14 protein-coding genes are annotated in these 12,743 nt (G+C 69.0%); 7 read left to right on the forward strand and 7 right to left on the reverse strand.

What is annotated here, in order from left to right:
* Positions 1-22: 22 nt before the first annotated feature.
* The 4 genes from D187_RS11655 to D187_RS11670 are packed head-to-tail and all read right to left on the reverse strand — an operon-like array spanning position 23 to position 2,826.
* A complete protein-coding gene (locus D187_RS11655; protein WP_002626838.1) occupies positions 23-1,201 on the reverse strand; it encodes a hypothetical protein in 1,179 nt (392 codons plus the stop codon).
* Between the two features lie 2 nt (positions 1,202-1,203).
* The gene (locus tag D187_RS11660) at positions 1,204-1,935 is read right to left on the reverse strand and encodes an ImmA/IrrE family metallo-endopeptidase (protein WP_002626837.1); all 732 of its coding nucleotides are present in this window, start codon (positions 1,933-1,935) and stop codon (positions 1,204-1,206) included.
* Positions 1,932-2,306, reverse strand: coding sequence for a hypothetical protein (locus D187_RS11665; protein ID WP_002626836.1), 375 nt, complete (start codon positions 2,304-2,306; stop codon positions 1,932-1,934). The genes D187_RS11660 and D187_RS11665 overlap by 4 nt, the downstream gene beginning before the upstream one ends.
* On the reverse strand, positions 2,293-2,826 hold the full coding sequence (locus D187_RS11670) for an RNA polymerase sigma factor (protein WP_162159637.1): 534 nt from the start codon (positions 2,824-2,826) through the stop codon (positions 2,293-2,295). Before D187_RS11670 ends, D187_RS11665 begins: the two co-directional genes overlap by 14 nt.
* A gap of 303 nt (positions 2,827-3,129) precedes the next feature.
* Here D187_RS11670 and D187_RS11675 point away from each other — a divergent pair, with 303 nt between their 5' ends.
* Positions 3,130-4,707, forward strand: coding sequence for a hypothetical protein (locus D187_RS11675; RefSeq protein ID WP_002626834.1), 1,578 nt, complete (start codon positions 3,130-3,132; stop codon positions 4,705-4,707).
* A 36-nt stretch (positions 4,708-4,743) separates the two neighbouring features.
* Here D187_RS11675 and D187_RS11680 read toward each other — a convergent pair whose 3' ends face one another.
* Positions 4,744-5,730 (reverse strand): aldo/keto reductase, encoded by a 987-nt coding sequence (locus D187_RS11680; RefSeq protein ID WP_002626833.1) that lies wholly within the window; start codon positions 5,728-5,730, stop codon positions 4,744-4,746.
* Between the two features lie 213 nt (positions 5,731-5,943).
* Here D187_RS11680 and D187_RS11685 point away from each other — a divergent pair, with 213 nt between their 5' ends.
* The 6 genes from D187_RS11685 to D187_RS11710 are packed head-to-tail and all read left to right on the forward strand — an operon-like array spanning position 5,944 to position 11,128.
* Positions 5,944-6,372: a hypothetical protein gene (locus tag D187_RS11685; RefSeq protein WP_002626832.1), complete on the forward strand. Its 429-nt coding sequence runs from the start codon at positions 5,944-5,946 to the stop codon at positions 6,370-6,372.
* Between the two features lie 54 nt (positions 6,373-6,426).
* Positions 6,427-7,716 (forward strand): DNA polymerase beta superfamily protein, encoded by a 1,290-nt coding sequence (locus D187_RS11690; RefSeq protein ID WP_002626831.1) that lies wholly within the window; start codon positions 6,427-6,429, stop codon positions 7,714-7,716.
* Complete coding sequence (locus D187_RS11695; RefSeq protein WP_002626830.1) at positions 7,713-8,495, forward strand: nucleotidyltransferase domain-containing protein; 783 nt, start codon at positions 7,713-7,715, stop codon at positions 8,493-8,495. Before D187_RS11690 ends, D187_RS11695 begins: the two co-directional genes overlap by 4 nt.
* A gap of 46 nt (positions 8,496-8,541) precedes the next feature.
* Positions 8,542-9,543 (forward strand): DUF2157 domain-containing protein, encoded by a 1,002-nt coding sequence (locus D187_RS11700; RefSeq protein ID WP_043429490.1) that lies wholly within the window; start codon positions 8,542-8,544, stop codon positions 9,541-9,543.
* On the forward strand, positions 9,540-10,616 hold the full coding sequence (locus D187_RS11705; RefSeq protein WP_002626828.1) for a DUF4401 domain-containing protein: 1,077 nt from the start codon (positions 9,540-9,542) through the stop codon (positions 10,614-10,616). The genes D187_RS11700 and D187_RS11705 overlap by 4 nt, the downstream gene beginning before the upstream one ends.
* Complete coding sequence (locus tag D187_RS11710) at positions 10,613-11,128, forward strand: GDYXXLXY domain-containing protein (protein WP_002626827.1); 516 nt, start codon at positions 10,613-10,615, stop codon at positions 11,126-11,128. Before D187_RS11705 ends, D187_RS11710 begins: the two co-directional genes overlap by 4 nt.
* Position 11,129: 1 nt before the next feature.
* Here the strand turns inward: D187_RS11710 and D187_RS11715 are convergent, their stop codons facing one another.
* Positions 11,130-11,939: a class I SAM-dependent methyltransferase gene (locus tag D187_RS11715; RefSeq protein ID WP_002626825.1), complete on the reverse strand. Its 810-nt coding sequence runs from the start codon at positions 11,937-11,939 to the stop codon at positions 11,130-11,132.
* 3 nt (positions 11,940-11,942) lie between these two features.
* The gene (locus D187_RS11720) at positions 11,943-12,698 is read right to left on the reverse strand and encodes a ZIP family metal transporter (RefSeq protein WP_002626823.1); all 756 of its coding nucleotides are present in this window, start codon (positions 12,696-12,698) and stop codon (positions 11,943-11,945) included.
* Positions 12,699-12,743 lie beyond the last annotated feature (45 nt).

The following is a 12,743-nucleotide window of genomic DNA, read 5'->3' on the forward strand; positions in this document are numbered from 1 at the left end:
CATCGGCCATGGATCATGTCTCCTAGGGGCGCCTCTTGCGCTCGCTGACGTAGTGGAACTTCGCGCCCGCCTGGGCGTAGGCGTCATTCACCATGCCCATGAAGCCTTCCGTGCCGAAGGCTCCCCGACAGGCCACATCCGCGACATCCAGGAGCATGGGGAAGCCCCGCTCGGAGCGGATGATGCTGTCGGCCATCGCCACGTGGGCCGCGATGTGGGCGTGCTCCCGGTGCGCGTAGAAGAGGTACGGCGGCGACTGGTCCGACGCGCGGAAGATGCCTCGCACGACGTGCGGGCAGAACTCCTTCACGAACTTGAACGCCTGCTCCCGGTCCTTCTTGTCGTAGTTCCACCGGTCGACGATGTACGCGCTGTCCGCCTCGAGCGTGTCGATGATGGCGTACTCGCCCCCGAACAACGCGTTGCCAAAGGTCAGGAAGCCCCGGTCCTCCAAAGAGTTGGGAACGAAGACGAACTTGCGGTGCTCTCGGATGAGGCGCTTGAGCAGCTCGAGCGACGCGGTCAGCAGGCTCGAATACCCGGAGCCCGACAGCAGCTCCCGCGAGCAGGGGTTTCCGTAGCCCATGCGCCAATCGGCGCTCGACCTGTCCAGCAGGAGCGCCAGCTCCGCGTGGGCCCGGATGTTCCGGCGCGCCAGCTTGGACAGGGGATCCTCCTCCTCGACACCGCGCGCCTGGCGCTGCTCGAAGATGTCCCGTAGCAGCTTGCGCCCATCCGTCTGGGTCGACATCTCCCTGCGAAAGAGGCGCTGGGAGAAAACCCCCGTGTTGCCCCCGTAGCTCACGATGGCGATGCCAATCTGCGTGATGGCGATGGGCAGGCTGTCGTGGGAGACGGCCACGCTGTTCACGGCCTCGACCCGCCCCGGGAAGAGCAGGCTCTCGTGAATGATGGCCAGGCGCTCGGGGCTGGCCGCGTAGACGCCCGCGCTCTGGGGAGCGTCCCGCAGCTTCTTGAGGCGGGGGAAGAACTCCTTCCGGATGGCCTCCCGGACGACGTCCTCCTGATGCACCGCCGTGTCGACCTGTTCCTTGAAGCGCTTCAGGATGTGCCGGGGATCAAGCCCCAGTTCCCAGGTCCTCAGGTCCAGTGTGGCGGCGAGTTCCTCGCCAAACGCCGAACGGTAGTCATCGTCTCCGATGAAACCGTCATCCCCATCCGGGGGAATCCCCTCCGACATGCTCATTCCTCCTCCCCCTCGGGGAAGTACTTCTGGATGGAAAAGGGCCGGTGTCTCGGCCCGAGCAGGATGCGGGCGTACGCCGCGGCTTCCATCCGGCGAAGGCCGAAACGGGAAGCCAGTTCATCCGCGGCCCGCGTCCGGGGCACTCCCGCGAGCAGCGGCAGGGCCTGATCGGCCGGTGCCAACAACTCGAAGGCCAGGCGGTCCGCGCGATGCTCCACGGCGTCCACCTTCCCCGAGCAGATGGCGCCCGAGGCATCCCGGTCCATGAGCCGGACCTGAACACCCAGGGGAATCCGCTTGAGCATGGCGGACAGGCCCGTCAGAACACCGAGCCGGTGTTTGCCATCTAGCACCGGAAGGATGTCCTCTCCGAAAGCCGCCAGGGCCTTCACTCGCGGCAGGAGGTAATCGAGGACGAAATGGGCCACCTCGTGCGCCAGGGTGAAGCGCCGCACCTCCGCGGAGTCCCGCTCCTCACAGAAGATGAAGCCCCGCCCCCGATGCGCCACCATGCACCCGTGGATGGGACGATCCTGGTCCGGGACTTCGACCCGGAAGTTGTTCCTCTGGGCCAGCCAATCGCGAACCTGGTGGCAGGTGAGCCCAGGAAGCGGCACCAGGGAGACAGGAAGGTAGATTTCCACCTCGTCCGCCAGCTCGCGAGGGAACACCGTGGCGGGGGGAAGCCTGCTGGCCTTCACCGCCTCATCCAGCCATCCGCTCCTCATTCGTCCATCTCGCAGTCATCGTCGTCCCGGTCCCGCGCCGCGAGAGACATGGACCCGCTCGGGGCCTCCTGGCCCTCAGGTTTCGAGAAGGCGATCAGGGACTCCACGCGCCGGATGAGCCGCACGAGCGGAAGCGGCGCCAGATCGAAGCGGTCCGTGATGAGGCGCAGATGCTCGGCGAACCGGTCCTCTTCCGGCCGACGGCAGAGCGCGAGCCAGTCGAGCGTCTCGAGCGAGCAGCCCAACTCCGCCGCGAGGTCCTCGGGCGACTTGCCCTCGAGTCGATGAGCCATCTCGAAGATGTAGCCGAGCGTCCACGTGTGATCCTGGCTCTTGCGGACCGCGGGCTTCAGCCAGTCAGGCAGGGTCATCGGGGTCCTCCTTTCCTAAACGTTCCAGTATCTTCATGAGCCGATCCCGATGCCGCTTCACTTCCCGCCGCATCTCCTCCTGGGACGAGGGGTTCAGGCCCAACGCCCGCGCCAGGGCCTCGGTGGAACTCTCTCCACTCAAGATCAAGCGGACGACGGCCAGGTCCCTTTCACTCAGGCGCTTCTCCAGCCGCTCCACCGCACGGGATGCCTCCACGAAATTCTCTAAAATATCCTTCGGAGCCGACTGCCCGAGTTCGACAACGCTCGCGAAATTCTCCTCGCGCTGAGCCCGCGAAGCCCCCGACTTGAGCCGATCCTGAACCCGATGTTTCGCCGCCTTCGTGAGGTAGGTCACCAGGCGGGCCCTGTCGGGGTCATACCGGCCCGGCGCCTCCACATAGGCGTAGAGCACGTCGATGACGGCGTCGTAGGCTGTTTCCTCGTCGCACTTGAGGTCATGCCGCACGAACCCCTCGATCTGCCTGGCGACCGCCTTCAAGAGGTCGATCAGGATCAAGGGATCCTTTTGAAGTGCCCGGGCATGCAGCTCCCGCTCATCTATTATCGGAGGAACTCGACTCATCCCCTCTCCTCGGCGGGCCGCGTCCAGACCCGCTCTCTCCGTGTGTGTTGTCCATCCCTTCGGAACCACACCAGGGAGTTCGACGGGCACGTCACCCGACCTGACGTGAGAGGTTGATCGAAGCCTGGAGGGGACGTCCATACCTCTCAAGGAGTAGTCCGCCATGGCAATCACCCCTCCCCTCGCGCGTAAGCTGCGGAAGGGGCCCGAGCGTCACCGCCCAAGGAGCCGTTGACCATGAAGAAGCTGCTGGTGTTCGTCGTGCTGCTGGCCGTCGGAGCCGGGGCCGCGTATCACTTCGGCTATCTGGAGCGTCTGGGAGCCTGGTGGCCTCGAACACGGCTCATCCCCAAGGATCCCGCGCTGCTCGCCTACTTCGCACCGGACACCCGCGAGCTGATGCTCGTGCAGGCCACCGAGCTGGACTTCCGCCTCTCGGGCGAGTCCCGGGAGAAGTTCGAGCGGGAGATGAAGGACTTCCAAGCGAAGACCGGTATCAACACGCACCGGGATGTGGACGCGGTCGCCACGACCCTGGGGCTCGGCGTCGTCCGGGGATATTTCGACTGGAGCCGACTGTCGGTCTACCTCCAGTCAGAGGGCTACACGCTCACCGAGCTGGGAGGAGTGCCCGCGGCGACGAAGCCGCAGTCGGCGGACCTGGCGCTCGATGGGCGCTACCTGCTGATCGGCCCCCGAGGTGAACTGGAGCGGGCCCTCTCCCGCAAGCGGCGGGACCAGGGGCTAGGCAACGACAGTCCCCTCGTGCGCGCCCTGGATGAGATCGGCTGGAAGCACGCGCTGGTGGGCGGCATGGTGTCCGGCTCACCGGTGTTGGCCCTGACGGGCGCCGTGGGCCCGCAGGTGCAGTCGCTCCTCACCACGATCGATCCCACCCCGGAGGGAATCGAGCTGCGCGGTACCGCCGACGCCGGAAGCAAGCTCAAGGCGGATGTGCTGCGGGCGACCCTGGAGGTGATGCGCAAGACCCTCCTGCTCGGAGCGGCCCTGGACTCGAGTCCCGAGACCCGCGTCCTGCGCGAAACCCTCGAGGCGGCCACGCTGGAGAGCGATGACCAGGGACGTGTGCGCGGCACCCTGCGCCTCCCCTCCACGCTGGCGGATGGCGCCTCCGCGAGCCTCTCCCGTGCCCAGTTCCCCACGGCGCTCCAGAGCCTGGGCCAGCCCTTCAAGAACCAGGACACCACTCCCTCCGGGCAGCCCTCCGCCGCTGCCCAACCGCCCGCGTCCACACCCGCGCCCGTGGCCACCGTCGCGGCGCCCGTCACACCGGACTGGAAGCCGCCGGTGCTCGGGTTGCTCCTGCTGGTGATCGCTCTGGTGACGATGAGCGCCACGACGCGCCCGGGCATGTTCAACGTCCTGTTCCACCCGCTCTTCCTGCTGCCCTTCCTCGTCACGACGATGGGTGTCTTCGTGTTCCGGTGGACGGGCCACGCGGGCGGCGCGTTCGACGTGCTCGCCCTGCCCATGCCCGAGTGGCACCGCTTCGTCTCCTTCCCCATCGCCCAGACCCTGGCGCTGAGCGCCGCGGTGCCCCTGGTCTTCGCCCTCCTCTCCGCCCCGGTGAAGTGGCTGCGGCGGTTCGCGGCGGGACTGGGCGTGGGCTTCAGCGCCTGGCTCGCGGTGAAGGCGTTCGCCCACCCGGCCGTGCCACTGATTCCTCCGGCCTACACGCTGTATTGGTATGCGGGCAACGCGCTGGTGGCACTGCTCCTGGCGCGGCTCACCCTTCCGCCGCGCCGGGCAGCAAGTGGTCGAGCGACGCCCACCCGCGCGCGGCCAGCAGCTTGAGCTCACCGCGCGGATTCAAGAAGAAGCGCGCGCTCCTCACCACCGCGCATGAACCAGCGGCCGGATGCGCCGGTCGTAGACCGAACGCACCGCCGCCAGGGTCTGCTCGGACAAGGGGGGAAGATCCGCCGCGGCGGCGTTGGCCTCGGCCTGGGCCGGGTTCCTCGCACCGGGGATGACGCAGCTCACCGCCTCCTGCATCAGGATCCACCGCAAGGCGAACCCCGCCAGGCTCGCCCCCTCGGGCACGAGCGGACGCAGCTCCTCGACCGCCTCCAGGCCCGTCTCGTAAGGCACGCCGGAGAAGGTCTCGCCCACGTCGAAGGCCTCGCCCTGGCGGTTGTACTGGCGGTGATCGTCGGCGGCGAAGCGGGTGTCCCGGCGCAGCTTCCCCGTCAGCAGACCGCTGGCGAGCGGCACCCGGGCGATCACCGCCACGTCGCGCGCCACCGTCTCGGCGAACAACGTCTCGGCCGGCTTCTGCCGGAAGATATTGAAGATGATTTGAATGCTGGCCAGGTGGGCATGCGCCAGCGCCCGCCGGGCCTCCTCCACCGTCTCGACGCTCACGCCCCAGTGGCGCAGCTTGCCCTGGTGCACCAGCTCCTCGAGCGCGGCGAACGTCGCGTCCTGGGAGTAGACGGCGCTCGGAGGGCAGTGCAGTTGCAGCAGATCGATGCGGTCCGTGCCGAGGTTGCACAACGAGCGCTCGACGAAGCCCGTCAGGTGGGCAGCGTCATAGCCCTCGGCGACGTGGGGGTTGAGGCGGCGTCCGGCCTTGGTGGCGATGTAGACGCGCTCGCGACCATGGGCCTTCACCGCTCGCGCCACCAGTTGCTCGCTGCGGCCATCTCCATAGACGTCCGCCGTGTCGATGAAGTTGATGCCCCGATCCAGCGCCGCGCGAACCGTGGCCAACGCCTCGTCCTCGGACACCGAGCCCCAATCCGCGCCGAGCTGCCAGGCACCCAGCGCGACCTGTGAAACCTGCCAGCCGGTACGGCCAAAACGGCGGTAGTGCATCCTCACCCTCACGTGTCGACGGTCGTCGTGCCCACCTCGGAGGTGGGGGGCACGGGTCTAGAACGGAGGACGCCGAGAGAACCAGTCACATCCGTGAATGCCGTTCACCAGGAGGCAACCAGGCGACATGGCCTCCAAACTCCAAACAACCCGCCCATCCAGGTCGTAAAGCCGGTATAGCTCCCGCCGGACGACGAGCGCCGGAGCACGCCCATGCAGATCACGACCTGGTTCATCGCGAAAGAAGAAGAGGCGGACGCGATCGCGTCGATCGTCACCACCGAGGAGCACGCTCCCGAGGAGTGGACCTTCATCGAGTTCCCCCTCATCGAGATGGAGTTGATGGCGCTCTCCGCCGCCCTCCGGGGAACGGAGAGCGTCTCGGGTCAGTCCACCATGGAAGAGCCCCTCGTCTTCGATGAAGGGGGATTGATCGTCGCCCGCGTGGTGGACTCCTTCATCCAGGCGCTGGCCCGGATAACCACCGGAAGCGAGCCCGCGCTCGCGGACGTCTGGGCCGAGAAGATGGACCGCGACCACCAGGAGCCCGAGAAACTCCACGCCCTCCTGGCGAAGCTCGCGGGCTTCGCGCGGCAGGCGATTGAGCGCCGAAGCCCGGTCCTGTCACTCGTGACGTTCTAGCCGTCAGCAATCCACGTCGGCGGCGTCCGTTCCCCTCCCTCCTTGGAGGCACCCATGACCCGCGACCCGAAGCATTCCGACACCCCGGCCCGTCCCCGGGGCTATGAACAGGTGGACCGGCTCTCCGTTCCCCTCCCCCACGGCACCGAGGTCACCACCCGCGTGGAGCGGTTGGCGGGAGAGCGCCGCATCCCCCAGGGCGTGGTGGGCCGCGTGGCCCGCGCCCGGGACGGAGGCTTCGACATCCAGATCGTCGGCGTGGGCGAGCTCTGGTACGCCCGGGAAGAGCTGGTACCGCGCAAGCCGGGCCAGCTCCAGTTCGCCCTGCGTCGCGCCGCCACCTGGGACGCCCTGCGCCCCTGCGTGGTGCTGGAGACCGTGGTGGGCTCGCAGGCGTGGGGCCTCGCCAACGAAGCCTCCGACATCGACCTGCGCGGCGTCTTCGCCCTCCCCCTGCCCTGGCACTTCGGACTCGCCGACAAGGCGAAGGACCTGGTCAGCGCGGATGGCAGCCACACCTTCTGGGAAGTCTCCAAGGCGGTGGAGCAGGCGATCCGGGCCGACCCCAACACCCTGGAGACGCTCTTCGTCCCCAGCGCCCGTGCCACGGACGTGCTGGGCGAGTGGCTGCTCGCCGAACGCGAGTCCTTCGTGTCCAAGGCGATCTTCGGCAGCTTCGGCCGGTATGCCATGAGCCAGCTCGACAAGCTCACGCGCAGCCAGCGGCTCGCCGAGCACCGGGATCTCGTCCTCGCATGGTTGTGCGAGGAGCCCGCGCCCTCGCTCGACGAGGTGTCCCGGCGGCTCGCCGCCATCTCCCCGCGTACCGCGCCCTCGCCCGAGGACGCACTGCTCGCGGCCAAGACGTACCTCAAGCAGCTCTACCGCTCGCTGTGGGATCAGGGGCTCATCGAGTCCAACGACTTCGTCGCCCTCACCCGCTATGCGCGCGGAGGAGGACAGCGGCCCCCCAGCGCGCGTGAGTTGCGGCCGAAGAACGCCTACAACCTGCTGCGGCTGGTGGTGCTCGCCACCGGGTGGCTGAAGGAGGGCGTGCCCACGTTCGAGGTGTCCGGCGCCATGAAGGCGCGTCTGCTGGAGATCAAGTCGGGACAGGTTGCCCTGGAGGACGTGCTGCGAGACGCCGAGGCACTCGCGCCGGAGTTGGAAGAGGCCCACCGCACCAGCACCCTGCCCGCGTTTCCCGACTACGCGCGCGCGGACCGGCTGCTGCGGCGCGTGGGTGAGGAATTGGCGCGGCGCTGGGTGCAAAAGGAGCCCGGGCCGCTCGGCCGCGATGCCCCCGCGCCTCCGGCCGTCGAGGACAAGGAGGACGCGTCATGACGGAGGACCTGCTGACGGAACACCAGACGCGCGTGGCCTCGCGCGTGCTCGACGAGGAAGCCGCGCACCGGTGGCACCTCGTCGTGAGCCTCACGGGGGCCCATGCGTATGGCTTCCCCTCGCCCGACAGCGACCTGGACCTCAAGTGCGTCCACGTCACGCCCACCTCGCACCTGCTCCGGCTGGAGTCGCGCCCCTCCCCGCCCACCGAGCGCCTGGAGATCGTGGAGGGCGTCGAGGTGGATTACTCCTCCAACGAGCTGGGCGCCGTGCTCACCGGCGTGCTCCAGGGCAATGGCAACTACCTGGAGCGGCTGCTCGGCGCCCACCCCCTCCGGGGCTCCAGTGAGCTGGAGGCCCTGCGTCCCCTGGTGCGCGGCGTCCTGTCGCGGCGCCTCCACCGGCACTACCGCGGCTTCGCCCAGAGCCAGGCGCGCGAGTGGGAGAAGACGGGCTTTCTCTCCACCAAGAAGCTCCTCTATGTGCTGCGCACGGCGCTCACCGGCACCCATGCGCTGCTCACCGGCGAGGTGGAAGCGGACCTCACCGTGCTGATGGACCGCTATGGCTTCGCCGACGCGGGAGAGCTCGTCCGCTGGAAACGGCGCGGCGAGCGCAGCGAGCTGTCCGAGGCGCTCTCCCAGAGCTGGCGCGGCAAGGTCGGCCGGGCCCTCGAGCAGCTCGACGAGGCACGGGAGCGCTCCGTTCTTCCAGAAGAGCCCCGGGAGAGCGGCGCCCTGGAGGCGTGGTTGCTCGAGCTGCGGCGCTCGCGGTGGTGAGCCCTCACTGGCAGTGAAGCGGGGCACGGCGCTAGGCTCGCGCGCCGTGCCCCTCGATCCCCTCGACCTCGCCGCCACCCCCGAGCGCCTCCACGCGCTCGCGAGTGCCGGCGTCCTGTCTCCCGCGGCCCTGGAGCAGGCCTCGCGGCGCGCCGTGGCCACGCCCGGCCCGGCCGCCTGGCGGCGATTCCTGTCCACCGTGCTGCTCGGCTTCGGCTCGCTGCTGGTGCTCTCCGGCGTCATCTACTTCTTCGCCTTCAACTGGCAGGCCCTGCACCGCTTCGGGAAGCTGGGGCTGGTGCTGGCCGCCATCACCGGGGCGTGCATCGCCGCGTGGCGGCTGGGCGAGGGGCTCGCGGGACAGTTCGCCCTGCTCTTCGCCGCGGTGCTCGTGGGCCCCCTGCTCGCCGTCTACGGGCAGGCGTACCAGACGGGCGCGGACCCCTACGGCCTGTTCCTCGGGTGGGGGGTGCTCATCCTGCCCTGGGTGGTGCTCGCGCGCTTCAGCCCCTTGTGGCTGTGGCTGCTGCTGCTCGTGGACACGGCGCTCGTCCTCTACTGGGACCAGGTCGTCGACTGGGAGGGCACCTGGCTCCTCCTCACGCTCGCGGGAATCAATGGCGTGGCCTGGGTCGCGCACGAGGTGCTCGCGAGACGAGGCGTCGCCTGGCTCGAGGGACGCTGGTCGCCACGAGTCCTCGCGATGATGACGATGCTGCCCCTGCTCGGCCCGGCAGTGATGCTGGCGGCATCGCCCGAGAAAGCGGACCCCGAGGAGCTCCTGGCGCTCGGCTCGCTCGTTGGAATCATGGGCGCGGTGTACCTCTTCCACCGCCGGGTCCGTCCGGAGCTCTTCCTGCTCACCCTGTGCGCCCTGAGCGCGGTGGCCCTGATCTCCACCTTCGGGGGACACCTGCTGTTCGATGCCGACTTCCTCGACTCCATGATCGCCTTCTTCGGGCTCGGCCTGCTCGTCATCGCGCAGGTGGGGATCGCGGTCTGGTGGCTGCGCGCCGAGGCACGTGACGTGGAGGAGACATCGCCATGACCTTCAAACCCTCGCTTCGAATGGTCCTGCCCCCCGAGGCCCAGGAGCGGGCCCGTGACGCGCTCCTCTCGCGGCCCGAGACCCAGCACAACACGCCCTGGTTCGTCAGCGTCCTGGCGGGACTGGGCGCGTGGGTGGCCTCCCTGTTCCTGGTGATCTTCCTCTCGATGTTCCTCCTGGACGACAGCAAGGCAGGCGCCATCGTCATGGGGCTCGTCATCACCGCGGGAGCGGTGTTGCTGCGCCACACGAACTCCCATGTCTTCATCACCCAGCTCGCCCTGTCCGCCGGGCTGGCCGGCCAGGGGTTCTTCCTCGTGGGCGTGGAAAGCCTCGGGAGAAGTGAGGCGGCCACCGCCCTCGCCGCGCTCGTCCTCCAACTCGTGCTCCTCGTCGTCTACCCGGACACCCTCCAGCGCTTCCTGTCCGCGCTGTTCGCCGCCCTCTCCCTGCTGTACCTGCTGCGAGAGCAGGCCCCCCCGGTGGTGGCGGACGTGGCCCTGGTGGGGCTCACCGCGCTCGCCCACGTGCTCCTTCTCCAACAGGGCAGGCTCCAGGGCCGCGCCAGGGTCGCGCCGTTGGTGACACCCACGGCCTTCGGACTCGTCACCACCCTCTTCTTCGTGCTGCTCATGCGCACCTGGTTCCAGGGCTTCTACCGGGACATCCTCGGGCGCGAGGGCTTGGAGTTGCCCGCGAGCGTGCTGACCCTGGGACTCGCCGCGGTGACGCTGTACTCGGCCTGGCGCGTGATGGAGGAGACCCAGGCCGGACCGGGAGGCGCCGCGGGCGTGACGGCCTTCGCCGCGCTGGCCCTCACGGCGCTGCTCACGTTGAACACCCCCGGCGTCATCGCCGCGCTGGGCGTGCTGATGCTGGGCTTCCACCGGCGCAACACCGTGCTGCTCGGCCTGGCCGTGCTTTTCATCCTCGTGTTCGGCGTGAGCTACTACTACGACCTGCGGATGTCGCTGCTCGCCAAGTCGCTCGCGTTGCTGGGCAGTGGCCTGCTCATGCTCGGCCTGCGGCTGTTCATCGCCCGCCGCTTTCCCGTGGCCGGAGAGGCCTCATGAAACGCACCCACGTCATCTTCGGTGGACTCGCCCTGGTGGGGGTGGCCCTGGTGGTGCTCGTCACCGGCAAGGAGCGGCTGCTCGCGCGGGGCACGCCCCTGTTCCTGGAGCTCGCCCCGGTGGATCCCCGCTCGCTCATCCAGGGCGACTACATGGTGCTCGACTACGCCGTCAGCCGGGAGGCCCGCATTCCCGAGGACAAGCCGGCGGCGGACGGACGGCTGGTGATCCGCAGGGACGAGCGGGGCGTGGGCCACCTCGTCGGGCTCGAGGAGTCACGGCCCCCCGGGCCCGGGGAGATGTGGCTGCGCTTCAAGGTGCGCCGGGGCCGCGTCCGTCTGGGCGCGGAGTCCTTCTTCTTCCAGGAGGGGCACGCCGAGCGCTACGCCCAGGCGAAGTACGGCGAGCTGCGGGTGGCCGAGGACGGCTCCAGCGTCCTCGTGGGCCTGAGGGACGCCAACCTCCATCCCCTGGGAGGCGGTCCCCTGTCCACGGACCCGGACGCTCCGTGACTCACTTGCGCGCAGCCGACTCCGTCGCCTCGCCCGGAGCCAGGACGAAGATGCTGTCGAGTCGGATCTCCCTCGGGGCGCGCGGCGCGTCCACCTGGTAGTCGAAGTCGAACACCGCCCGCACCTGGAGCCCCGCCGCCCGGAACAAGCGACGCGCCTGCGCGAGGTCATACGTGCGGAAGTGCCAGTGCGTCTCGATGAGCAGATCCTTGCCGGGCCCGGTGATGCGCAGCCGGTTGCGCATGGCCGAGCGCCGCAGCTTGCGGTCCGGCAGCCCCTCGTGGGTGTTGCACACCACCGTGTCCTCGCCGAGCGGCTCCACCCAGCGCTCGCGCTCGGCCTTGTCGCGCTCGTAGTCGGTGAGGTGGAAGCCCAGCACGTAGAGGCCTCCGGGCTTGAGCAGCCGCCGCGTGCCCTTCAGGTGCGCGAGCGCCGCCTTCTCGCTGTCGAGGTAGCGGAACGTGGACACGAGGTTGAACGCCAGGTCCACCTGTCCCTCCAGCTCCGGCTGGAAGAACTCCTCCATGCGCGACTGGTGCAGCCGCACGCGCCGGCGCAGGGCCGGGGACAGGCGGGCGCGGGCATGGGCCAGCATCTTCTCGGAGATGTCGTAGCCCACCACCTGGAAGCCCCGGCTCGCGGACTCGGCCACCAGGCGGCCCGCGCCGCACGCGGGCTCGAGCCAGCGCTTGCCTCCCGTGCCGTAGCGGCGGCTCACCTCGGCGAGGAAGTCCACCTCGCGCGCGGTGTCCGTGCCGAAGATGGCCTCGTAGTACTCGGGATGGTCGTACCAGTCAGACAGTCGTTGCATGGCTCAGTGCCCCGGGAACTCCGCCACCCGCGCCAGCGCGAGCATCAACACCAGCCCCGTCACCAACGCCACCAGGTTGCGCGCCTTGTTGTCCTTGCCGTGCCGGTTCACGTGCGGCAGCAGATCCGTCACCGCCACGTAGAGGAAGGTGCCCGCCGAGAAGGCCAGGGCGCGGGGGGCGAGCGACTCGAAGCGCAGCACCGCGTCGAAGGCGAAGTAGAGCACCGCGCCCACCGGCACCATCAGCCCGTAGAGCACCGCGAAGAGGAGGATGCGCGAGGTGCTCTTGCCCTCGGCCTTGAGGATGGAGGCGAGCGACAGGGACGAGGGCACCTTGTGCGAGGTGATGGCCATCAGCGCCATCAGTCCCACCCCCTCCTTCACCGCCGAGCCCAAGGCAATCCCATCGAACAGCGTGTGCGTGGACAGGCCGAGGAAGGCCGTCAGGCCCAGCGTGTGCCCGTGCACGTGCTCCTTGCAATCGGCCGGCTCCTCGCACGCATGCGTCAGCACGTAGCGCTCCAGCACCATCAGGAAGACGAAGCCCGCGGGCACCAGCGCGAACGCCCAGAAGCCTCCGCCGACATAGGCCTCGGGGAGCATGTGGAAGAACGCCGCCCCGAACATCACCCCCGCGGCGAACGCCAGGAACGTCACCAGCCGCGTGGGCGTCCGGGTGAGCACCACCGCCAGCGCCCCCACGAGGGCGCCCACCAGGATGATCAGCGAATAGAGCGTGAGGGCTACCGCGAGAGGCATGGGGGAGCCGACACCTAGCACAGATCGGCTCCACCGGAAGTCATG

Origin of the sequence: Cystobacter fuscus DSM 2262 (assembly GCF_000335475.2) — a bacterium.
GTDB classification, from domain to species: domain Bacteria; phylum Myxococcota; class Myxococcia; order Myxococcales; family Myxococcaceae; genus Cystobacter; species Cystobacter fuscus.